Raw genomic sequence first — 19,441 nt, 5'->3', positions numbered from 1 at the left:
GGCTCAGCCGGCGACTGCCGGCCCGCCGGGTGCGGTGTCTTCGACCTTGATCGAACCGTCGGGCCGCGTGCAGGTCCCGATGAGCAGGCCGCTGGCCAGCGCATGCGCGCGCAACTGCTCCATCACCTCGTCGCGGCCCGGCGTGTCCGAGAACGCCGGCGCGCTGTCGAGCGCGAACAGCTGGAAGGCGTAGCGATGCTCTCCGTGTCCAGGGGGCGGATCGGGCGGCAGCCAGGCTGCCTGCAGATAGGAATTGCGTCCGGCATGAAGGCCGGTGCCTTCGTGGTCCGGGCTGGGAAAGGCACCCTCGGGCAGGCTGCCGTCCTCGGCCGGCAGGCCTACCGCGATCGCATGCACCAGCGGATGCGGCGTGGGCGAATCGGCATCCTCGACGATCAGCACCAGGGAGGCGGCGCCGGCCGGCACGCCGGTCCACTGCAACGGCGGCGACAGCCCCTCGCCATCCGCCGTGTAGCGCTGCGGCAGCGGCGCATGGTCGGCGAAGGCCAGGCTGCCCAGCGTGATCGTCGCCATGCCCTCGCGCAGGCCCAGAGTGTTGAAGACCGTCGCGTCAAGGCCCGCACGCACGCCGTGCAGCGCCTGACCGATGGCTTCAGGAAGCTTTTCGAGCATGTCGCAGGTATAGCGCGCAGTCCGGCGGGGAGGTGTAGGACACGAGAGCGGCGAGACGCTCCGCTATCATGAATCGGACCCTGCCCGCGCGCAGGCCCATTCCCTGCTCCAACTTCGAGGAGAAAGCGCATGAGCATCGTCTGGACCATTCTGATCGGCTTCGTCGCGGGCCTGGTGGCGCGCGCCATCAAGCCGGGTGACGATTCGGCAGGCTTCATCGTCACCACGCTGATCGGCATCGCCGGTTCCCTGATCGCGACCTACGCGGGCCAGGCCATGGGCTGGTACACGGCGGGGCAGGGCGCGGGCTTCATCGCCTCGGTGGTGGGGGCGATCGTGCTGCTCTTCATCTGGGGCCTCATCAGGCGCAAGTAGTGCGCGGAAGTCGTTTGCGGAAGAGGAGGCGGCAATGGGCCGTCGCGCCAGGGCACACCACCACGTCTACGTGGTCGAACTCGACGACCGGGTCTGGAACATCGCCCGCTTCCGACGTGCCAATCCTGACTATCAGCTCGGCAAACCCTTCGTCTACGTAGGCATGACGGGCTTGGATCCCGACGTACGCTTCGACAAGCACAAGGCCGGCATGCAGGCCAACAGCTTCGTGCGGAACTATGGACTGCGCTTGCTGCCGGCGCTCTATGCGGCCTACAACCCGATGCCGTACGAGGCGGCGCGTGAGATGGAGGTCGAACTCGGCATCGCGCTGCGTGAAGCCGGCTACGGTGTCTGGCAAGCCTAGAAATCCTCCCCAAGCCCTCCCAGGAAACCATGGAACCCACAACGCCCTGCATCGTGATGACCACCGCCAGCACGGAGGACGAGGCGGAGTTGCTGGCCGCCGCGATCGTCGAGGCCCGGCTCGCGGCCTGCGTCCAGGTCGAGCGCGTGCGCAGCTTCTACATGTGGCAGGGCACGCTGCACCGCGAACCGGAATGGCTGCTGCTCATCAAGACGCTGTCCGCGCGCTTCGCGGCCTTGGAGGCCTTCATCCGCGAGCGGCACAGCTACGAGACGCCCGAGATCGTGCACTTGCCGATCACGGCCGGCTCGCCCGCTTATCTGCGCTGGCTGGCCGAGGGCAGCAGCGGAAGCCCGGCGCCTGCGGCGCCTCAGGAATAGGTGACCCAGCCTTCGTAGGCCGGGCCGTCCAGGTGCGGCAACGTGTTGTAGGTCAGGAGCATGTGCCGCTTGGGCGTGAAGGCGAACTCGGTGACGGCCGTGTTGCGGATGCGCAAGTTGAGCTCGATGGTGGTTTCGGAGCTGATGCCCAGCACATGGCCCACTGCGGTGGCGATCGGCCCGCCGCTGGAGACGACCAGGACGCGGGCCCCGTGGTGCCTGCCGCGCACGTGGTCGAGCGCGGTGGTCACGCCGGCCAGGAAGTCGACATAGCTCGGCATGCCCGCGGGCGCGGCGCGGCCCTGCATCCAGGCGCCCAGACCGTCACGCAGCAGCCGGAAATGGCGGCGATAGGCCTCGGGAGATTCGGGTTTGTGCAGTTTCTCGGGATGGATGGCGGCGATCACCGCTTCGGCGTCGTACTCGTTGAGCCCTGGCCAGGGCAGCACCTCCTGCCCGGACAGGCCCAGTCCTTCGGCGATGCCCTCCCAGGTCTGGCGGTGGCGCTTGAGCGTGCCGGTGATCACCGCGTCGAACTGCATCCCGCGTTCGCGCCAGTATTCCCCGAGCCGGCGCGACTGCCGCTGCCCCATTTCGCTGAGCTGGTCGTAATCGTCCGCGCCGAAGCTGGCCTGGCCGTGCCGTACGAGATAGAGCGTTCCCATGGGGCGGAATTCTGCCGGCACGGTACCGAGGGCACCGTCTCCGCCGCGACCTGTGGCTGGTTTGCATCAGCTCGCCAACATTCAGGGAAAAAACTACATCTTTTGTAATAGAGTGAATCCAAAAGTTTTCATCGGTGCCAGAATGCAAGCTTTCGCGACATTGCCGCATGGCCCCGGCGCTGCGATGTCGCCACAACGTCAACGAGAGGGACAGCACCGACATGAACAGGACATACAGGACCGTCTGGAACCACGCAACCGGCGCCTGGGTGGCGGTATCGGAGATCACGGCAGCGCGCGGCAAGCGCTCGGGCGGGCTGGGCTCGCTGGTGGTGGCGGCAGGCCTGAGCGTGCTGGCGCCGGCGGGTATCGCGCAGGTCAACTACACCAACGGCGACAACCTGATCGCGCCGATCGACACGACGCCCTCGAACGTCACCCTCAACAGCAACGATGCCGGCACCGCCACGCAGAGCGGCGTGATCAGCGGCATCAACGGCATCGTCAAGACCGGCGCGGGCATCATCGTCCTGGGTGCTGCCAATACTTACCAGGGAAGTACGACGATCAACGCCGGTGCTTTGCAGGTCGGTGCCGATGCCAACCTGGGCAGCGGGGGTGGAATCGTCATCGACGGCGGCACCTTGCGCATCGGCGCCAGCAACTTCGCCAGCGGCCGGGCCATCACCCTCGGCGGGGCCGGCGGCACGGTGGACGTGGCGGGCACCGCCGGCAATCAGCTGACAGGTCAGATCACGGGCGGCACGCTCACGCTGCGAAACACCGGCACCAATGCGCTGGGCGACGAGACCAGGCGCCTGACCATCGACAACGCGGCCAACAACTACACCGGCGGCACCGTGCTGCAGGGCAACGGCGTGGACGGGCGCCTGAACGTCTGGACGACGACGGCGGGTTCCCTCGGCAGCGGGCCGGTGACCCTCCTCGAGAACGCCGAGCTCCGCTTCCAGGACGCCACCGCAAGCGCGGGCAACCTGCAGATCACGGTCCCCGTCGGGGTCAACACCAACCTCAACGGCAGCAACAGCGGCCTGCAATTCCAGAACGGGGCGAACGCCGGCACGGCGACGATCACGACCAACGGCGCCGGCTCCTACGTGCTGTTCGGCGGCGGCGGCGCCAGCGCGCAGCAGGCGACCCTCAACAACAACGGCGGCCGGCTGATCTTCCAGGAGTCCAGTACCGGCGGCACGGCCACCATCAACAACAACAGCGGTACGCTGCAGATGGGGAACACGGCGGACCTGAGCGCCGCCACCGTCATCAACGCCGGCGAGGTCTACGTCAGCGATACCGCCCTGCCGGCGGCGTCCATCGGGTCGCTGTCGGGTTCGGGCGGTGTCGTGCTCGGCAACTCCACCTTGCAGGTGGGCGCGCTGGGCAACAACGACCTGATCAGCGGCGTGATCTCGAACACGGGAGGAGGCGCGGCCGACAAGATCGGCGGCTTCTACATCAACCCCGTGCTGCTCGGTAACGGCGCCGTCGTGAAGGTCGGCGCCGGCACCCTGACGCTGACGGGCGACAACACCTACACCAACGGCACCACCGTCAATGGCGGTGCGCTGCAGCTGGGCAACGGCGGGACGACCGGCAGCGTGCTGGGCAACATCGCCGTCGCCAGCGGTGCTTCGCTGATCGTGAACCGCTCGGACAACTACGTGCTGGGCAATGCGATCAGCGGCGGCGGCGGGCTGGTGCAGGCAGGCACCGGCACGACGACCATCAACACGGCCAACACCTACACCGGCGGGACCACGCTCAACGCCGGTGGACTCACGGTGACGGTCGCAGGCGCGCTCGGCTCGGGCCCGGTGACGATCAACGGCGGGACGTTCGGCACACAGGCGCAATTGGACAATGCCGTTGTCGTGAACAGCAGCTTCGCGGTGGCGCCGGTGGGCCAGTCCACCTGGACCGGAGCCGTCACGCTCAATTCGACCGCCACGCTGACCCATGCCGCTCCCCTGGGGTCCATCGTGTTTGGCGGCAGCATCGGCGGGGTGGGCGGCATCACGCTCGATGGCACAGGCGGCAGTTGGAGCGGCTATACCTACAACGCGGCCAACACTTACGGCGGCACGACGACGGTGCAGGGCAATGCCAATCTGGTCCTGGCTGCCGCGGGCAACGTGCCTGCCGACCTCGTGGTCAGCGGCAGCGGAAGCGTGCTCGCGAACGGCAGCAACCGCTTCTCGCCGACGGCGAATGTCACGGTCAATTCCGTTGGCAACGTCGTGGCCGGTCAGGTGCTGTCCGGCCTGGAGCTGGTCGGCGGAACGCAAACCATCGGCCAGTTGAACGGCAATGGCACTGTCGGACTCAATGGCAGTCAATTGACCGTGGGCGCGGGCAGCTTCGGTGGCGCGATGACGAACGGGACCTACTCGAGCGGCCCGCCTCCCGGTGCCGGCTCACTGATCAAGAGTGGCCCCGGCACGCTCTTGCTCTCGGGTAGCAATACTTACACGGGAAGCACCACCGTCGCCGGCGGCACATTGCGTGCGGGTGCTGCCAACACGCTGAGCGCCGCCTCGGCGCACAGCGTCGCGGCGGGTGCCACGCTCGACCTGGCAGGCTTCAGCCAAAGCATGTCTTCGCTCAGCAACAGCGGCACTGTCTCCCTGGTGGGCGGCGCGGCTGGCACCACCCTTACCGTGACCGGTCCCTACGTCGGCAACAACGGCACCGTGCGCTTGGGCACAGTGCTCGACGCGAGTGGGCCCTCGGATCGGCTCGTGTTCGACGGCCTGGCGGCCAGCGCCAGCGGCAACACCACGCTGCAGATCACCAATCTCGGCGGCCTCGGCGGCCAGACCACGGGCAATGGCATCGAGGTGATCACGGCGCTGAACGGCGCGACGACCACGGCCCAGACCACGAAGAGCGCCTTTGCGCTCGGGGGCGCCGGTCACGTGGATGCGGGCGCTTTCGAGTACCGGCTGTATGCCGCGGATGCCGGTGGTGCCGGGGAGAACTGGTATCTGCGTTCGCAGGTGATCCCGCCCCCTCCGCCGCCCCCGCCGCCGCCCCCTCCTGCACCGCCTGCACCGCCTGCACCGCCTGCACCGCCTGCGCCGCCTGCGCCGCCTGCGCCCCCGGCGCCACCTGCGCCTCCGGCTCCGCCCGCACCCCCCGCGCCTGCGCCTGCGCCTGCGCCTGCGCCTGCGCCTGCGCCGATCGGCGTCACCGCCTATCGCGTCGAGGTCCCGATCCTGGCCGCCCTGCCTTCCCAGTTGCGGCGCGCCGACATGGCGATGCTCGGCAACATGCGCTCGCGCACGGGGGACGACGACGCCAGCGGCCGGCCCGTCGCCAGCCTGACGCCGGCTGCCGGCGCCCTATCGAACGAGCGCCACGCCTGGGCCCGTGCGATCTACAGCGACCTGGACATCCGGCAGTCGGGCATCGTCAATCCGTCGACGCAGGGCCATGTCAGCGGCCTGCAGGCCGGCACCGACGTCTACGTTTCGCCGCTGGGCGACTGGCGCGCCGGCGTCTACGTGGGCCATCTCGACGGCGATGCCGACATGAGCGGCTTCGCCAGCGGGCTCTACCGCCCGGTCGGCAGCACGGACCTGCGCAGCCGCTACCTTGGCGCCTACGCCACCTATGCCAACGCCACCGGCTTCTATGTGGATGCCGCATTGCAGTACGGTTCGCAGCGCTACACCATCCGGCCGCTGGGTGCGCTGGCGGCCTCGGGCAAGGGCAACAGCCTTACCGCCTCGGTCGAGGTGGGCCAGGCTTTCTCGCTGGGGAGCAACTGGACCATCGAGCCCCAGGCGCAACTGAGCTACCGCCGCGCCAAGGTCGACGACATGCTGATCTCCGGCGCGCTGGTGCAGCAGGACGACGCCAAGGGCTGGACCGCGGGCCTGGGCGTGCGGGTGAAGGGCGATTTCGCCACCGCCGCCGGCCGCCTGCAACCCTACGCCCGCGTCGGCGTGGTTCACGGCAACGATGCCGGCGACACGGTGCGCTTCATCAACGGCGGCTTCGTCACGCCGATCGCCAGCGCCGGCGGCTTCACTTCGGTGGAGGCCGCGGCCGGTGCGACGCTGTCGGTGACCCGGGCCGTGAGCGTCTACGGTGAGCTGGGCAAGGTCTTCGCGACCGGCGGCGACACGCGGGTGAAGTCCTCGGTGCAAGGCGCCGTCGGCGTGCGGGTGCGCTGGTAAACCCCGACGCCACCAGGCGCGCCGGGCTGGAACTCGCGCGCGGCCGGCGGCTCCCACCGCCCATGGCTGCGCATCCTTCCTCACGCCTTCCGCGTCGCACGGTCGCTGCGGCCTTCATCGCGGTACCCGTGCTCTGGCTGGGGGTTCGCGCGCAGCCGCAACCGTTGCGCATCGCCACGCCGGCCCAAACCGAGGGCCCCTTCTATCCAGTCAAGTTGCCGGCCGACAGCGACGGCGACTTGCTGCGCAACGGCACGCTGAGATACCGTCGCGGCCAACCAGCGTGGCTCGAAGGCAGCGTGAGCAATCTCGACGGCCAGCCGCTGCGCGGCGCCCAGGTCGAGATCTGGCAGTGCGATCACGACGGCCACTATCACCATCCGGGCGACGGCGACCGGGCCGACGCGGCCTTCCAGGGCTTCGGCCGGGCCGTGGTAGACGCCCAGGGCGGCTTTCAATTCCGCACCATCCGCCCGGTGCCCTACGGCGGGCGAACGGCCCACATCCACGTCAAGGTGAAGATGGATGGGCGCGAACTGCTGACGACGCAGTTGTACGTGGCGGGCGATCCCGGCAATGCGCGCGATTTCCTCTGGCGCAGCTTGTCGGAGCCGGCGCGCGGGGCATTGACGGTGTCCTTCGACCCTGTAGCCGACGGATTGCGGGCGCGATTCCCGATCGTCGTCGCCGCTTGATCGCCTGCACCGCAGGGACGAATCTGGCAATTCATTGCCTATCGACTTACAAGCAAAGGTAATACTATCTACTACATTCTGTCTTCCAGGCAGTGAGGAGGCAGCATGGAGAGCGCAAACGGCAGCACGGCCGTCGAAAAGGACCGGATTTATCGCGTGTGGGCAGACGATCCCGCGAGCTTTTCCCCGCACAGGATCACGGCCTTGCACCACAACTTCCATGAGCACCCGCTGTTCCAGGTGGCGGAGCTTGCCCAGCTGGCCAAGGAGCTGGTGCCATTCAACCAGTGCCGGTTCACCCGGCCCGGCATCACGCAGGCGTCCGCCTTTTCACACGATAGCCGGCATCCGGACGGCAGGAGCATCGACGAGGTGTTCGAGCGCATCGAGGAGTCGGGCTCGTGGGTGGCGCTCTACAACATCGAGGTCATCCCTCGCTACGCGCAATTGCTCGCCAGCATCGTCGACACGATGCGGCCTTACGTCGAGCGCGAGCAACCGGGCATCTTCAACATCAACGGGTTCGCCTTCCTTTCGGCGCCCCCGTCGGTGACCCCCTTCCACATCGATCGCGAGAACAATTTCTGGCTCCAGTTGCACGGGCGCAAGACCATGAACGTCTGGGACCATCGGGATCGGACCGTGGTGCAGGCCGATGCGGTCGAAGACTTCATCGTCGGCCACTCGCTGCGGAAAGTCCGCTTCAAGGAGGAGTACCGGGCGCGCAGCCACCAGTTCGAGACCCAGGCAGGGGATGCGATCTACTTTCCGAGCACCTCGCCGCACATGACGAGTTCCGATACGGGCTGGGTGAAGCCCGGCGACGGCGTGTCGATCTCCATCGGCGTGACCTTCTACACCTCGGTGACGCGAAGAATGGCCCGCGTTCACCAGTTCAACCGGCTCCTGCGCAGGGCCGGCATGTCACCAGCCTTCCCGGGCGAGTCGCCCGCGGCGGATTGGCTCAAGGCACCGGTTGGCGGGGCGGTCGGCATGGCCCGCGCATCGATCTCGCGCACCATCGCACCATTTCGCCGTTTCAAGCAGGCCAAGGCACCGCCGGGCTCTTTCTAGCGGCTCGCCCATCGCGCAGTCGCTGATCGCGCTTTCCTTGCCTACCGGGTTGCCGAAAGCACTTCCGCGAACACGGCAGCATCCACATTGCCACCGGTCAGCGCAAGGCCGACGGTCTTGCCCGCCCAGCGGCCGCGCTGCTGCAGCAGGGCCGCCAGCGCTGCGGCGCCCGCACCTTCGGCCACATTGTGGGTGTCGGTAAAGAGCATGCGCATGGCTTCGGCGACCTCGTCGTCGCTCACCGCGACCACGTCCTCGGCCTCCTGTCGCAGCACTTCCAAGGCTTCTGGCACAGGGGTGCGGCAGGCCATGCCATCGGCCAGACGCGTGCTGACCGGCGATTCGAGCGCATGGCCGGCGCGGAACGAGTCCAGGTAGGCGGTGGCATGTGCCGAGACGACGCCCACGAGCCGGGTCCTGACGCCGCAATGCGCCCGGGCCGCCGCGGCGGCGGCGAAGCCTGAGCCCAGCCCGATGGGCACGAATAGCACCTCCGGCGCGCCGCCGGGCGCCCGGTCCAGCGCCTCGAAGAACTCGACGTAGGCACTGGCGACGCCGCGCACCAGCTCACGGTGAAAGGAGGGCACGCGGTGCAGGCCTTCGGCTTCGGCCAGGCGGGTCGCATGCTCGCTGGCGGTCTGGAATTCCTCGCCATGCTCGATCAGCCTCACGCCCAGCCCGCGCATCGCTGCATTCTTCTCCACTGAGTTGCCGCGGGGTACGACGACGGTTGCGGCGAGTCCGTGGCGGCGTGCGGCGAAGCCAACCGACTGGCCGTGGTTGCCGCGGGTGGCGCTGATGACATGGCGCACACCGGGCTGTTCGCGCGCCAGTGTCTCGAAATAGGTGAGCCCGCCGCGCACCTTGAAGGCGCCGGCCGGCGTGTGGTTTTCATGCTTGGTCCAGACCGTGCAGCCCAGGCGCAGCCGCATCAGCGGCCAGGCGTACTGCGGGGTCGGCGGCATCGCCGCGTAGACGGTGCGGCGCGCGGCCTCGATTTCGTCGCGGGAAAAGCGCATCGCGGCCTCGGTGTGTTGCGGTGTCTAGAGTGAAACCTTGCCGTCGATACAGGTGACCGAATCGCCGCCGATCCAGACCTGGCCCTCGTCGTCGCGCTGCACGTGCACGCGGCCTTCGCGGCCCAGGCACTGGCCCTGCGCCGCGAGGTAGCGTGCGGGCAGGTGACCCTCGGGGATCAGCCACTGCGCGAGACTGGCGTTGAAGCTGCCCGTGACCGGGTCCTCGTCGACGCCGATCGGCGCGGCGAAGGCGCGCACTTCGAGAGCGATGTCTTCGGCCGGCGTGCGTGCGAAAGCGCGCGCCTCGCGGTTCGAACGTGCGATCAGCGCGGTGGCCGGTTCGTCGCGCGCAGCCAGGCCGGCCACGCCCACCTTCTGCCCGAGTTCCCTGAGCATGCGGTGATCAGGCTTGAGTGTCAGTACGGCGTCGGCATCGCTCAGCAGCAGGCCCAGCCACACCGGGCCGTTGTCCAGCAACTGCGCGGCCACGATCTGCGGCGCCTTCAGGCCGAGCGCCGCCGCCACCTTGGCCAGCATCGAAGGACTGGGCGCGCTGCGCCGGGAGGGCGGCGCGGCGAAGGCCAGGCGCTCGCCGTCGACGCGGATCGGCACCAGTCCCGTCGCGCATTGCTGCACGATTCGCCCTGGCGATCCGGGCCGGCCACCGGCCTCCAGCCAGGCATGGCAACTGCCCAGCGTGGGATGGCCGGCGAAAGGCAACTCGCCGCCGGGCGTGAAGATGCGCACGCGGTAGTCGGCCGACGGGTCGGTGGGTGGCAGCAGGAAGGTCGTCTCCGACAGGTTGGTCCACTTGGCGAAGGCTTGCATGGCTGCATCGTCCAGCCCGCTGCCGTCGAGCACCACGGCGAGCGGGTTGCCGGCGTAGGGCCTGGCGGTGAAGACGTCGACCTGCTTGAAGGGGCGGGTTTTCATGGGATTCACTCCAGTGCGAGGTCGAGCACGCCGCGCGCGCCGGCGCGGCTGCGCAGGTCCGCGAACCAGCGCTCGACGTGGGGCCAGCTCGGCCGCCGGTACTCGGTTTGCGGCAGGCCGAACCAACGGTGGGCTTCGCAGCCGACCGGGATGTCGGCCATGGTGAAGTGCTCGCCGCACATGTAGGGACGATTCGCGAGGTGCGCATCCAGCAGCGCGAACAGCGGCTCGGTCGCGTGTACCGACCGGGCGATCACCGACGCGTCGCGCTGCTCCGCAGGCGTGCGGATCCACTGCCGGAATGCGCCGCCGCTGGCCGGATTCAGCGTGGTCTGCTGCCAGTCCATCCAGCGCTCGGCATCGAAGCGGGCGGCCAGCGTTTCCGGATAGAGCGTGCCTGACGCGTGCTTTGCGCACAGGTAGCGCACGATCACGTTCGACTCCCAGAGCGTGACGCGGGACTCGCCTTCGCCGTCGTCGATGGCCGGCACCAGTGCATTCGGATTCATCGCCAAATACTCCGGCGTCTGCACGATGCCGAACCGGCCGCCTGCCTCGGTGCGCTGGAAGGTCAGACCGAGTTCCTGCGCGCACCACACGACTTTGCGGACGTTGATGGAGCTGATGCGCCCCCAGATGTTGAGCATGTCGTGGCTCCTTGAAGCTCAGGCCGCACTGCCGGCGAGCTGGCGCTGCACCTGGGTGACGGCGTTGTGCGCCAGTTGCTCGCGCACGGCATCGGCCAGTGCTCGGATGGCGGTATCGATTTCTTCGACGCTGGCGGTCACGAAGGACAGGCGCATCGTGCGCGAATCCGCCGTCCCGGCATAGAAGGGCGCGCCCGGCACGAAGGCCACGCCGCGCTCCACCGCCCTCGGCAGCAGCGCCACCGCGTCCATGCCCTCGGGCAGCCGCAGCCAGAGGAACATGCCGCCGGCCGGTTTGTTGAAGGTGACACCCAGGCCCTGCATCTCGCGCTCCAGTGCGGCGAGCATGGCATCGCGCTGGCGCTTGTACAGTGCGCGGATCGTCGGCACGTGGCGCGCAAGGAAGCCGTCTTTCATCACCTCCGCCACCATGCGCTGGTTGAAGCTGGGGCTGTGCAGGTCGGCCGCCTGCTTGGCCTGCAGCAGCTTGGGATAGATCGTCTTCGGCGCCACCAGGAAACCCAGTCGCAAGCCGGGGGCGAGGACCTTGGAGAAGGAGCCCAGGTAGATGCAGCCCTCCGGGTTGCGCGCGGTCAGCGGCAGCGCGGGGGCCTCTTCGAACCAGAGGTCGCCGTAGGGGTTGTCCTCGATGATCGGAAGGCCCGCCTGGGCCGCGGCGGCCGAGACCGCCGCGCGGCGCGCCTCGGTCATGGTGCGGCCGGTCGGGTTCTGGAAGTTGGGCAGAAGGTAGATGAACCGGGCGTCCTTCGCCTTGGCGCGCAGGTCGTCCACCACCACGCCTTCGTCGTCGCTCGCCACGCTCACCACCTCGGGCTCCATCGGCGAGAAGGCCTGCAGCGCGCCGAGGTAGGTGGGCGTTTCCACCAGCACGGGGCTGCCCGGGTCCAGCAGCACCTTGGCGATCAGGTCCAGGCCCTGCTGCGAGCCGGTGGTGATCAGCACCTGGGCCGGATCAACGGGCCAGGGCAACATCTGCGCCACCGCTTCGCGCAGGGGACCGTAGCCTTCGCTGGCGGCGTACTGCAGGGCCGCCTGCCCGTCCTTGTGCAGCACCTCGGCGCAGGCGTCGGCGAAGGCGCTGACCGGGAAGGTCTTTGGCGAGGGCAGCCCGCCGGCCAGGCTGATGATGCCGGGGCGCTCGGTGACCTTGAGGATTTCGCGGATCACCGAGGGGTTCATCTTCTCGGCACGTGCGGCGAGTTTCCAGTTCATGTCGTTTCCTTTGTATGGGCAAGTCGTTGTGGGCTGGCGGTGGAGCGCGTCTGCGAGAGCTTCTTGCCGGCGACCACGGTGGCCACCACCGCTGCCGCGAAGCCGAGCGTGACGAGATCGAGCGGCTCGCCGAGCAGCGGCACCGCGGCGAGAATCGAGAAGAAGGGCTGCAGCAGCTGGGTCTGGCTCACCCGCAGCGCACCGCCGAGGGCCAGGCCGCGGTACCAGGCGAAGAAGCCGACCCACATCGAGAACACGCCGACGTAGACGAAGCCCAGCCAGGACGTGCCGGCGACCGGCTCCTGCGGCCACATCAGGAAGGCGCCGGGCAGCGTGATCGGCAGCGCCATCACGCACACCCAGCAGATCGTGCGCTCCGCGCCCAGCGCCGGCGTCACCTGCGCGCCGTAGATGTAGCCCAGTGAGGCAGCGAACACCGCGCCCACCAACAGCAGATCGCCCCAGGCGAAGCCGAAGTGCTGATCGCCGGCGCGCAGCACCGAGAACGCGATCACCAGCGCGCTGCCCGCCAGGGCGCACAGCCAGAACCCCAGCCGCGCCCGTTGGTGCAGGACCCACGCGGCGCAGGCCGCGGTCACCAGCGGCAGCAGGGCAGTGATCACCGCCGCGTGGCTGGCGCTGACGATGCGCAGGGCAAAGGCCAGCAGCAGGGGAAAGCCGATCGCGTTGCCCAGCATGGCCATGCCGAGCGGTTTCCATTGATGGCGCTGGGGCAGCGGCGAACGCGTGGCGAGCAGGAAGATTGCCGACAGACCACCCGCCAGCGCCGCGCGGCCGAGGGTCAGGAACCACGGCGAGAGCTGCGGTGCGTCTTGCGTGCCGGTGGCCAGGCGCGTCATCGGCAGCGTGACCCCGAAGAAGGCCACGCCCAGGACGCCCAGCCACATGCCGAGGGTCTCGTCCTTGATCCTCATACGCTGGCCATCCAGCACGCCGTCAGCACGAGCACGGCAGCCATTGCGCGGTTGAACCAGAGAAGACGCCGGCCGTGAGCCAGCCACTTGCGCAGCAGCGAGCCGGCGAGCGCATATGCGAAGTTGCTGGTGAAGGCATAGACCAGCATCACGGGCGCCACGATGGCAAAGCGCTGCAACGCATCGGGCTGGCCCGCGATCCAGGTCGCCACCAGTGTCAGGGCCAGCAGCCAGGCCTTGATGTTGAGGAACTGCAGCATCACGCCTTGCCGGAAGCCGACCTGCAGTTGCTCGCCGTTCGGCTGGCCCAGCGACGCGCTCCGGCTAAGCTTCCACGCCAACCACAGCAGGTAGGCGATGCCCGCCGCCTTGATGCCCCAGCGCAGAGAAGGCACCGCCACCACCAGCGCGCCCACACCGGCCGCGCTCAGGCCCAGCAGCAGGGTCCAGCCCACCGGCACCGCGATCACGAAGCGCATCGCGCGGGGCAATCCGCCGTTGGCAGCGAGTGCGGTCGACAAGGTGGTGTTGGGGCCGGGCGAGAAACTCATCGCCGTGGCCAGCACCAGCAGCGCGGTGAATTCTTGCCAGTTCATGGCACATGACTCTAGACTGATGACCATTACAGTACCAATACAGTTTTGCGAACATGGATTGCGCCTGTATCGGTTCAGCGATCGACACAGAACAGACACGCGGATGCTGACACGAACTTCCACCCAGTCGCTAACCGAGCAATTGGCCGGCCGCTTCGCCGAGCGCATTCGCACCCGTTTGCTGGCGCCGGGGGCGCGTTTGCCCTCGGTGCGCGAGTGCGCGCGGCAGCACGGTGTGAGCCCGCACACGGTTGTCGCGGCCTACGATCAGCTGCTGGCGCAGGGCTTGGTCGAGGCGAGGCGCCAGCGCGGCTTCTTCGTGCGGGACGCCATCGCGGCCCAGGCCGGCCCGGCACTGGCGCCAGTGGGGCCGCAGGTGCAGCCGCCCGTGGCTCAGCCGGTGGCGGCGGATGCGAGCGCGCTGATCCGCGGCATGTTTCACCGGCCCAGCGACAAGCCGCAGCCGGGCATGGGCGTGTTCCCGGCGGAATGGCTCGAAGCGCCCCACGTCACCGCGGCCGTTCGCCGCGTGACCAGTTCGCGGGCGCTGCAGGACTTCTCGCTGCAGTACGGCGAGCCGGCCGGGGACGGCGGCCTGCGCCGCAGCCTGGCGACCAAGCTCGCCGCCATCAACGTGCCGGCAGGCCCCGAGCAGATCGTGACGACGGTGGGCGCCACTCAGGCGCTGGACATCGTGAGCCGCACGCTGCTGCGGCCGGGCGATCCGGTGATGGTCGAGGAGCCCGGCTGGGCGCTCGAGTTCGCGCGCCTGGAGGCGCTGGGCATGCGCATCCTGCCGGTGCCGCGCAAGGCCGACGGTCCCGACCTCGACGTGATGGAGCGCTATTGCCAGGCGGGTGACGGCCACAAACCCAAGCTCTTCATCAGCGTGAGCGTGCTGCACAACCCTACCGGCTACAGCTTGACGCCGGGCAGCGCCCATCGCGTGCTGCAGTTGGCCAACCGGTACGACTTCCACATCGTCGAGGACGACACCTACAGCCACTTGGCGCCCGAGCACGCGACGCGGCTGTGCGCGATGGATGGCCTGCAGCGCACCATCTACGTGAGCGGCTTCGCCAAGGTCCTCGCGCCCAACTGGCGCATCGGCTTTCTCGCCGCCTCGCCGGACCTGGTGAGCCGGCTCCTCGAGACGCGGCTGCTGGCGACGCTCACCACGCCATCGCTTTTCGAGCGGGCGCTGGCTTGGGTGATCGACCAAGGACAACTGCGCCGTCATGCCGAGCGCCTGCGCCTGCGCCTGGAGGGCGCGCGCGGCCGTACGGTGAAGCTGGCGCTCGCCGCAGGGTGCACGCTGGCCTCCGAGCCGGCGGGCCTGTTCGGGTGGGTCGACACCGGGGTCGACACCGACGTGCTGACCCAGCGCATGCTGGACGAGGGCTATCTGCTTGCGCCCGGCTCACTGTTCCATGCGCGGCGGCCGCCCAGCACACTCATGCGGATCAACTTCGCAACTGCACAGGATGCGACTTTCTGGAAGGTGTTTTCCCGCGTCCGGGTGCAGCTGTGAGCCAAAGGTGAGCTCTCGTCCCGCATGTCCTTCGACCAGCCGGGGACTCACAGCAAGCGATCGGGCGCCAAGGGGCCGAACAGTCTCAGCAGCAGGCGCAGGCCCGCGCTGGCATCCGGCTCTGCCGAGCTGTCTTTCAGGCCGCTGTTCTCCGGTGCGCGCCAGACCAGGTCGTTGCCGTCGCGCTCAACGCGCCAGGCGGCGGTGCGCATCGTGGCCTCGATCTGGTTGGCAGCCGTCCGGCTCAGCGCATCGCTGCGAATCAACAGCGCGAGTTCCGTGTTCTGCAACTGCGAGCGCAGATCGAGGTTCATCGACCCGATCACGAGGAGGCGGCCGTCCATCACCAGTACCTTGGAGTGCAGCATCGAGCGCGATTCGCCTGTGCTTCCGCCGGTCGAGCCGAAGGCGCTGCCCAGGCCCGCCTGCTCGCTGCGCAGTTCGTACAAGCCGACGCCCATGGCCAGCAATGCCTCGCGATGGCGGGCATAGCCGGCGTGGGCGACCGGGGCGTCGTTGGAGGCCAGGGAGTTGGTCAGCACACGCACCTTCACGCCGCGTGCGATCGCCTCGGCGAAGGCCCGTTTCATGTCGGGGCCGGGGACGAAATACGGCGAGATGATCAGCAGCTCGCGCTGCGCTTGGCCGATCAGGTTCAGCAGTCCTTCCACCACGGTGTCGCCGTTGGCGGCCTTGTCGGCGGCCGACTCGAGGGAGTTTTTCGGCGCCGCGGGCGAGGGGCGCCTGCCCTGCTGCGTCACGACGAGGCCTGGGGACTTGCCCCCCTCCGGCGTGCCGCGCGGCGCGTCGGCGGGAATCTTCGCCGGCTTGTCGACCAGCACGGCCGCCGGCGCCCAGACGAAGTTCGCAGTGCGCAGGTCCATGGGCTTCTGGTCCCAGGGCCTTTCCTGCCGCTCGGGTGCGGGTGCGCCCAAGCCGCGCGGGCGCGGCTCGCCGTCGGGCAGGCGCGGCGCGCCGCTTTCGCCGTCCCCCTTGGCGTCTTCGCCTTGCGCTTTGTCCCGCAGTGCATCGAGCTCTTCGCGATCCACCAGCGACTGGACCGGGTATGCGCGCTTGTCGTTCCAGTAGGTGTCGAAACTGCGCGACAGGTCTTGCACGATCGGGCCTGCAGCCAGCACGTCCATGTCGACGAAGTTCGCTGCGGCGGCATTGTCGAAATAGGCATCGCCGAGGTTGCGTCCACCCGTCACGCCCAGCACGTTGTCAGCGATGAACAGCTTGTTGTGCATGCGCTGCTGGATGCGCCCGGCATCCTCGACGACATTGAGCAGGCGCGTGAAGCTGAAGCGGCGCGACCCGGGCAGGGGGTTGAACATCCGCATCTCCACGTTCGGCACGAAGGCCATGCGCATGACGAGCGCGTTTCGGCCGGTGCTGTGGAAGTCATCCAGAAGGATCCGCACTCGCACGCCGCGGCGGGCGGCGTCGCGCACCGCCGCCAGCAGGCGCTCGGTGCTGGCGTCGGCATGGATGGCGTAGTACTGCAGGTCCAGCGTCTTCTGCGCCCCCTCGGCCAGTGCAAGACGGCTGCCGTAGGCCGCCGGCGCGTCGTCGAGCAGAAGGAAGCCGGATTCGGATCGGGCAGATGCGGCCTGCCGGCGCTGCTGAACCAGCGCGGAGAGCTGCGTGCCGGCCGGCGAGGCGAGCGCGGTGGAGACGGGGCGCTCCACGTTCTTCGGCAACTCTGCGCAGGCGGACAGAAGAAGGAAAGCTGTGCACAGGGCGGTGCCGCTGCGCCGCAGGACTTTCGAGATCGAATGGTCGGCCGGGGAGGAGTTCATGCAGCGCGCCGGAAGTCAGGAGGGCTCCTGTATAGCGCAGCGACCGCGGGACGCGCGTCGGACGAAGGCGCCGATGCCTATCCCTTCTGTCCGCGATGCACTGTGTCTAGCGCTTCCCAGCGCTCCATGGCGGCCAGCAGTTCCTCGTCGATCTGTGCGTGGCGTTGGGCGAGTTCGGCGGCCCGTGCGGCGTTCTTGCCGTAGATCTCACCGCGATCTCGCTCCAGTTCCTGCGTGATGCGCTTCTGCTCTTCTTCGAGTTCGGCGATGAGGGCGGGCAAGGCGTCGAACTCTCGCTGCTCCTTGTAGCTGAGTTTCCTCGATATGTTCGTGCGGGGCGCCGCTGCGCCGGCTGGCGGCGCCGGGGTTGTGGGCCTAGGGGCAGGTGCGCCCCGCTGCGCGGCGATCTCGCGGGCGCGCCTGGACTGGATCTGCCAGTCCTCGACACTGCCTTCGTATTCGCGCCAGAGGCCATCGCCTTCGAAGGCGATGATGCTGTTGACCACGTTGTCGAGGAAAGTCCGGTCGTGGCTCACGAGAAAGACCGTGCCGTCGTAGTTCTGCAGGAGCTCCTCGAGCAGTTCAAGCGTGTCAATGTCCAGATCGTTGGTCGGCTCGTCCAGCACCAGGACGTTGGCAGGTCGTGCGAACAGGCGCGCCAGGAGAAGGCGGTTGCGCTCTCCGCCGCTGAGCGAGCGCACGGGCGACAGGGCGCGTGCGGGCGGGAACAGGAAATCGGCCAGGTAGCTCTTGACGTGCTTGCGCTGGTTGCCGATCTCGATCCACTCGCTGCCGGGGCTGATGAAGTCTTCCAGCGTGGCGTCGAGCTGCAAGGCGTCGCGCATCTGGTCGAAGTAGGCGACCTGCAGGTTGGTCCCGCGGCGGATCTTGCCGCTGTCGGGCTCGAGGTCGCCCAGGATCAGTTTCAGGAGTGTGGTCTTGCCGGCGCCGTTAGGGCCCAGCAGGCCGACCTTGTCGCCGCGCAGGATGGTGCCACTGAAATTGCGGATCACCATCTTGTCGCCAAAAGACTTCGTCGCTCCCGCCAACTCCGCGACGATCTTTCCGCTGGCTTGGCCCGAAGCGATGTCCATGCTGACGCTACCAAGCGCCTCGCGCCGTGCCGTGCGGCGACCGCGAAGCGCTTCCAGACGATTGATGCGGCTCTGGCTGCGGGTCCTGCGCGCCTCGACGCCCTTGCGGATCCAGATTTCCTCCTGTGCCAGCAGCTTGTCCGCCTTGGCGTTGATGATGGCTTCCTGGGCCAGTTGGTCTTCCTTTTGGAACAAGTACTGTTCGAAGTTGCCGGGATAAGAGTTCAGCTTGCCGCGGTCCAATTCCACGATTCGGGTCGCGACGCGGTTGAGGAAGCTGCGGTCGTGCGTGATCACGACGACGCTGCCCTTGAAGTCGATCAGCAACTGTTCCAACCATTCGATCGAATCCAGGTCGAGGTGGTTCGTTGGCTCATCGAGCAGCAGCGCGTTGGGCGAGGCCACGAGCGCTTGCGCCAAGGCGACGCGCTTGCGGGTTCCGCCCGACAGCGTGCCGACCCGCGCCGTGCCGTCCAGATGCAAGCGCTGCAGTGTCTCTTCGACACGCTGCTCCCAGTTCCAGGCGCCCAGTGCTTCGATCTGCGACTGCAATGCGTCGAGATCCCGACCGGGCGCGCCGGACAGGTATTGATCGCGAAGTGCAATCGCGTCAGACAGCCCGGCACTCGCCGCGGTGAACACGTCCGCATCCATGTCGAGGGCAGGCTCCTGGGCGACGTAAGCTACCCGTAATCCCGTCTGGAAGTGCAAGGTGCCATCGTCGGGCTTCTCCAAGCCACTCAGGATCTTGAGCATTGAAGACTTGCCGGTGCCGTTTCGGCCGATGAGGCCGACGCGCTCGGATTCAAGCAGGGAGAAGTCCGCGTGGTGGAGCAGCGGCACGTGGCCGAAGGCCAGTTGTGCGTCAAGAAGAGTGATGAGGGCCATGGAGCGTGAATTATCCGAGCCCCCTTTCCTGCGTGCCGCCGTTTGGGGCGCGCAGGGCCGGTCAGCGGACCGGATTCGAGCGCGCGCCGAGCCCATTCAAAAATAGCCTATACTCGCTGGCTCCGCTGAAACTTCAGCTCGTCCAGCGCTTCGCAAGAAGCGCCTAGGCAGTTAAAAAAAGCGGTGCTCGAAGGTGGCAGGACGTCAAAAACCGTGTCATAATTGAAGGCTCCGCTGCAGACGAGCTGTGTTGTTCGAGGGGCTGGCGCTGAGGGGTTTTCCTGAGAGGTGCTGGCGGCTTGAATGGCGTGAACGGGTTTGAGGCTGTGAGTGCGAAGGGGTTTGAAAAGATTTCTTCGAAAAAGTTTGCCG

General features: G+C 68.0%; 18 protein-coding genes. 7 read left to right on the top strand and 11 right to left on the bottom strand.

Annotated elements, in window-relative coordinates; genetic code table 11:
• Window positions 1-3: 3 nt before the first annotated feature.
• On the bottom strand, window positions 4-633 hold the full coding sequence (locus tag ABEA07_RS02930) for a YbhB/YbcL family Raf kinase inhibitor-like protein (protein WP_345535776.1): 630 nt from the start codon (window positions 631-633) through the stop codon (window positions 4-6).
• A gap of 129 nt (window positions 634-762) precedes the next feature.
• Between ABEA07_RS02930 and ABEA07_RS02925 the strand changes: the two genes are divergently transcribed.
• From ABEA07_RS02925 to cutA, 3 genes are read left to right on the top strand one after another with little or no spacing between them, the layout of a single operon-like run.
• Window positions 763-1,008, top strand: coding sequence for a GlsB/YeaQ/YmgE family stress response membrane protein (locus ABEA07_RS02925; RefSeq protein ID WP_345535774.1), 246 nt, complete (start codon window positions 763-765; stop codon window positions 1,006-1,008).
• A gap of 34 nt (window positions 1,009-1,042) precedes the next feature.
• Window positions 1,043-1,375, top strand: a complete 333-nt coding sequence (locus ABEA07_RS02920) for a hypothetical protein (protein WP_345535772.1) — start codon at window positions 1,043-1,045, stop codon at window positions 1,373-1,375.
• A 29-nt stretch (window positions 1,376-1,404) separates the two neighbouring features.
• On the top strand, window positions 1,405-1,755 hold the full coding sequence (cutA, locus tag ABEA07_RS02915; RefSeq protein ID WP_345535771.1) for a divalent-cation tolerance protein CutA: 351 nt from the start codon (window positions 1,405-1,407) through the stop codon (window positions 1,753-1,755).
• On the opposite strand, the gene ABEA07_RS02910 is transcribed toward cutA, so the two are convergent.
• Window positions 1,746-2,420, bottom strand: a complete 675-nt coding sequence (locus tag ABEA07_RS02910; protein WP_345535770.1) for a histidine phosphatase family protein — start codon at window positions 2,418-2,420, stop codon at window positions 1,746-1,748. The two genes, cutA and ABEA07_RS02910, sit on opposite strands and share 10 nt — an antisense overlap.
• Before the next feature lie 221 nt (window positions 2,421-2,641).
• Here ABEA07_RS02910 and ABEA07_RS02905 point away from each other — a divergent pair, with 221 nt between their 5' ends.
• The 3 genes from ABEA07_RS02905 (at window position 2,642) to ABEA07_RS02895 (ending at window position 8,391) form a co-directional block, all read left to right on the top strand.
• Window positions 2,642-6,622, top strand: a complete 3,981-nt coding sequence (locus ABEA07_RS02905) for an autotransporter outer membrane beta-barrel domain-containing protein (protein ID WP_345535768.1) — start codon at window positions 2,642-2,644, stop codon at window positions 6,620-6,622.
• A gap of 62 nt (window positions 6,623-6,684) precedes the next feature.
• Entirely contained in the window at window positions 6,685-7,317 is a 633-nt protein-coding gene (locus ABEA07_RS02900) for a dioxygenase family protein (RefSeq protein ID WP_345535767.1), read from the top strand.
• 105 nt (window positions 7,318-7,422) lie between these two features.
• On the top strand, window positions 7,423-8,391 hold the full coding sequence (locus tag ABEA07_RS02895) for a JmjC domain-containing protein (protein WP_345535766.1): 969 nt from the start codon (window positions 7,423-7,425) through the stop codon (window positions 8,389-8,391).
• Between the two features lie 41 nt (window positions 8,392-8,432).
• Here ABEA07_RS02895 and ABEA07_RS02890 read toward each other — a convergent pair whose 3' ends face one another.
• Genes ABEA07_RS02890 through ABEA07_RS02865 form a run of 6 tightly spaced genes read right to left on the bottom strand, consistent with a single transcriptional unit; the run spans window position 8,433 to window position 13,754 of the window.
• Window positions 8,433-9,410, bottom strand: coding sequence for a threonine dehydratase (locus ABEA07_RS02890; RefSeq protein ID WP_345535765.1), 978 nt, complete (start codon window positions 9,408-9,410; stop codon window positions 8,433-8,435).
• A 24-nt stretch (window positions 9,411-9,434) separates the two neighbouring features.
• Window positions 9,435-10,343, bottom strand: a complete 909-nt coding sequence (locus ABEA07_RS02885) for a PhzF family phenazine biosynthesis protein (protein WP_345535763.1) — start codon at window positions 10,341-10,343, stop codon at window positions 9,435-9,437.
• Window positions 10,344-10,348: 5 nt separating this feature from the next.
• A complete protein-coding gene (locus ABEA07_RS02880; RefSeq protein ID WP_345535762.1) occupies window positions 10,349-10,990 on the bottom strand; it encodes a glutathione S-transferase family protein in 642 nt (213 codons plus the stop codon).
• 18 nt (window positions 10,991-11,008) lie between these two features.
• Window positions 11,009-12,223: an aminotransferase-like domain-containing protein gene (locus ABEA07_RS02875; RefSeq protein ID WP_345535761.1), complete on the bottom strand. Its 1,215-nt coding sequence runs from the start codon at window positions 12,221-12,223 to the stop codon at window positions 11,009-11,011.
• Window positions 12,220-13,158: a DMT family transporter gene (locus ABEA07_RS02870; RefSeq protein ID WP_345535760.1), complete on the bottom strand. Its 939-nt coding sequence runs from the start codon at window positions 13,156-13,158 to the stop codon at window positions 12,220-12,222. The genes ABEA07_RS02875 and ABEA07_RS02870 overlap by 4 nt, the downstream gene beginning before the upstream one ends.
• Window positions 13,155-13,754 (bottom strand): LysE family translocator, encoded by a 600-nt coding sequence (locus ABEA07_RS02865; protein ID WP_345535759.1) that lies wholly within the window; start codon window positions 13,752-13,754, stop codon window positions 13,155-13,157. The genes ABEA07_RS02870 and ABEA07_RS02865 overlap by 4 nt, the downstream gene beginning before the upstream one ends.
• A gap of 103 nt (window positions 13,755-13,857) precedes the next feature.
• On the opposite strand from ABEA07_RS02865, the gene ABEA07_RS02860 reads away from it, so the two are divergent.
• Complete coding sequence (locus tag ABEA07_RS02860) at window positions 13,858-15,285, top strand: aminotransferase-like domain-containing protein (protein WP_345535758.1); 1,428 nt, start codon at window positions 13,858-13,860, stop codon at window positions 15,283-15,285.
• A gap of 47 nt (window positions 15,286-15,332) precedes the next feature.
• Here the strand turns inward: ABEA07_RS02860 and ABEA07_RS02855 are convergent, their stop codons facing one another.
• The 3 genes from ABEA07_RS02855 to ABEA07_RS02845 all read right to left on the bottom strand — a co-directional run.
• Window positions 15,333-17,087: a phospholipase D family protein gene (locus tag ABEA07_RS02855; RefSeq protein ID WP_345535756.1), complete on the bottom strand. Its 1,755-nt coding sequence runs from the start codon at window positions 17,085-17,087 to the stop codon at window positions 15,333-15,335.
• Between the two features lie 77 nt (window positions 17,088-17,164).
• Window positions 17,165-19,069 (bottom strand): ATP-binding cassette domain-containing protein, encoded by a 1,905-nt coding sequence (locus tag ABEA07_RS02850; RefSeq protein WP_345535877.1) that lies wholly within the window; start codon window positions 19,067-19,069, stop codon window positions 17,165-17,167.
• Window positions 19,070-19,176: 107 nt separating this feature from the next.
• Window positions 19,177-19,441: hypothetical protein (locus ABEA07_RS02845; RefSeq protein ID WP_345535755.1), on the bottom strand; the 265-nt coding region annotated here is incomplete at its 5' end.

The organism is Variovorax defluvii, from assembly GCF_039541515.1.
Lineage (GTDB): Bacteria > Pseudomonadota > Gammaproteobacteria > Burkholderiales > Burkholderiaceae_C > Variovorax > Variovorax defluvii.
Note: the sequence above shows the minus strand (reverse complement) of the source record. Positions and strands in the feature narration are given on the sequence as shown.

Coding starts and splice junctions, on each gene's coding strand:
- ABEA07_RS02930 (WP_345535776.1), bottom strand. CDS start 633: ATGCTCGAAAAGCTTCCTGAAGCCATCGGTCAGGCGCTGCACGGCGTG.
- ABEA07_RS02925 (WP_345535774.1), top strand. CDS start 763: ATGAGCATCGTCTGGACCATTCTGATCGGCTTCGTCGCGGGCCTGGTG.
- ABEA07_RS02920 (WP_345535772.1), top strand. CDS start 1,043: ATGGGCCGTCGCGCCAGGGCACACCACCACGTCTACGTGGTCGAACTC.
- cutA (WP_345535771.1), top strand. CDS start 1,405: ATGGAACCCACAACGCCCTGCATCGTGATGACCACCGCCAGCACGGAG.
- ABEA07_RS02910 (WP_345535770.1), bottom strand. CDS start 2,420: ATGGGAACGCTCTATCTCGTACGGCACGGCCAGGCCAGCTTCGGCGCG.
- ABEA07_RS02905 (WP_345535768.1), top strand. CDS start 2,642: ATGAACAGGACATACAGGACCGTCTGGAACCACGCAACCGGCGCCTGG.
- ABEA07_RS02900 (WP_345535767.1), top strand. CDS start 6,685: ATGGCTGCGCATCCTTCCTCACGCCTTCCGCGTCGCACGGTCGCTGCG.
- ABEA07_RS02895 (WP_345535766.1), top strand. CDS start 7,423: ATGGAGAGCGCAAACGGCAGCACGGCCGTCGAAAAGGACCGGATTTAT.
- ABEA07_RS02890 (WP_345535765.1), bottom strand. CDS start 9,410: ATGCGCTTTTCCCGCGACGAAATCGAGGCCGCGCGCCGCACCGTCTAC.
- ABEA07_RS02885 (WP_345535763.1), bottom strand. CDS start 10,343: ATGAAAACCCGCCCCTTCAAGCAGGTCGACGTCTTCACCGCCAGGCCC.
- ABEA07_RS02880 (WP_345535762.1), bottom strand. CDS start 10,990: ATGCTCAACATCTGGGGGCGCATCAGCTCCATCAACGTCCGCAAAGTC.
- ABEA07_RS02875 (WP_345535761.1), bottom strand. CDS start 12,223: ATGAACTGGAAACTCGCCGCACGTGCCGAGAAGATGAACCCCTCGGTG.
- ABEA07_RS02870 (WP_345535760.1), bottom strand. CDS start 13,158: ATGAGGATCAAGGACGAGACCCTCGGCATGTGGCTGGGCGTCCTGGGC.
- ABEA07_RS02865 (WP_345535759.1), bottom strand. CDS start 13,754: ATGAACTGGCAAGAATTCACCGCGCTGCTGGTGCTGGCCACGGCGATG.
- ABEA07_RS02860 (WP_345535758.1), top strand. CDS start 13,858: ATGCTGACACGAACTTCCACCCAGTCGCTAACCGAGCAATTGGCCGGC.
- ABEA07_RS02855 (WP_345535756.1), bottom strand. CDS start 17,087: ATGAACTCCTCCCCGGCCGACCATTCGATCTCGAAAGTCCTGCGGCGC.
- ABEA07_RS02850 (WP_345535877.1), bottom strand. CDS start 19,069: ATGGCCCTCATCACTCTTCTTGACGCACAACTGGCCTTCGGCCACGTG.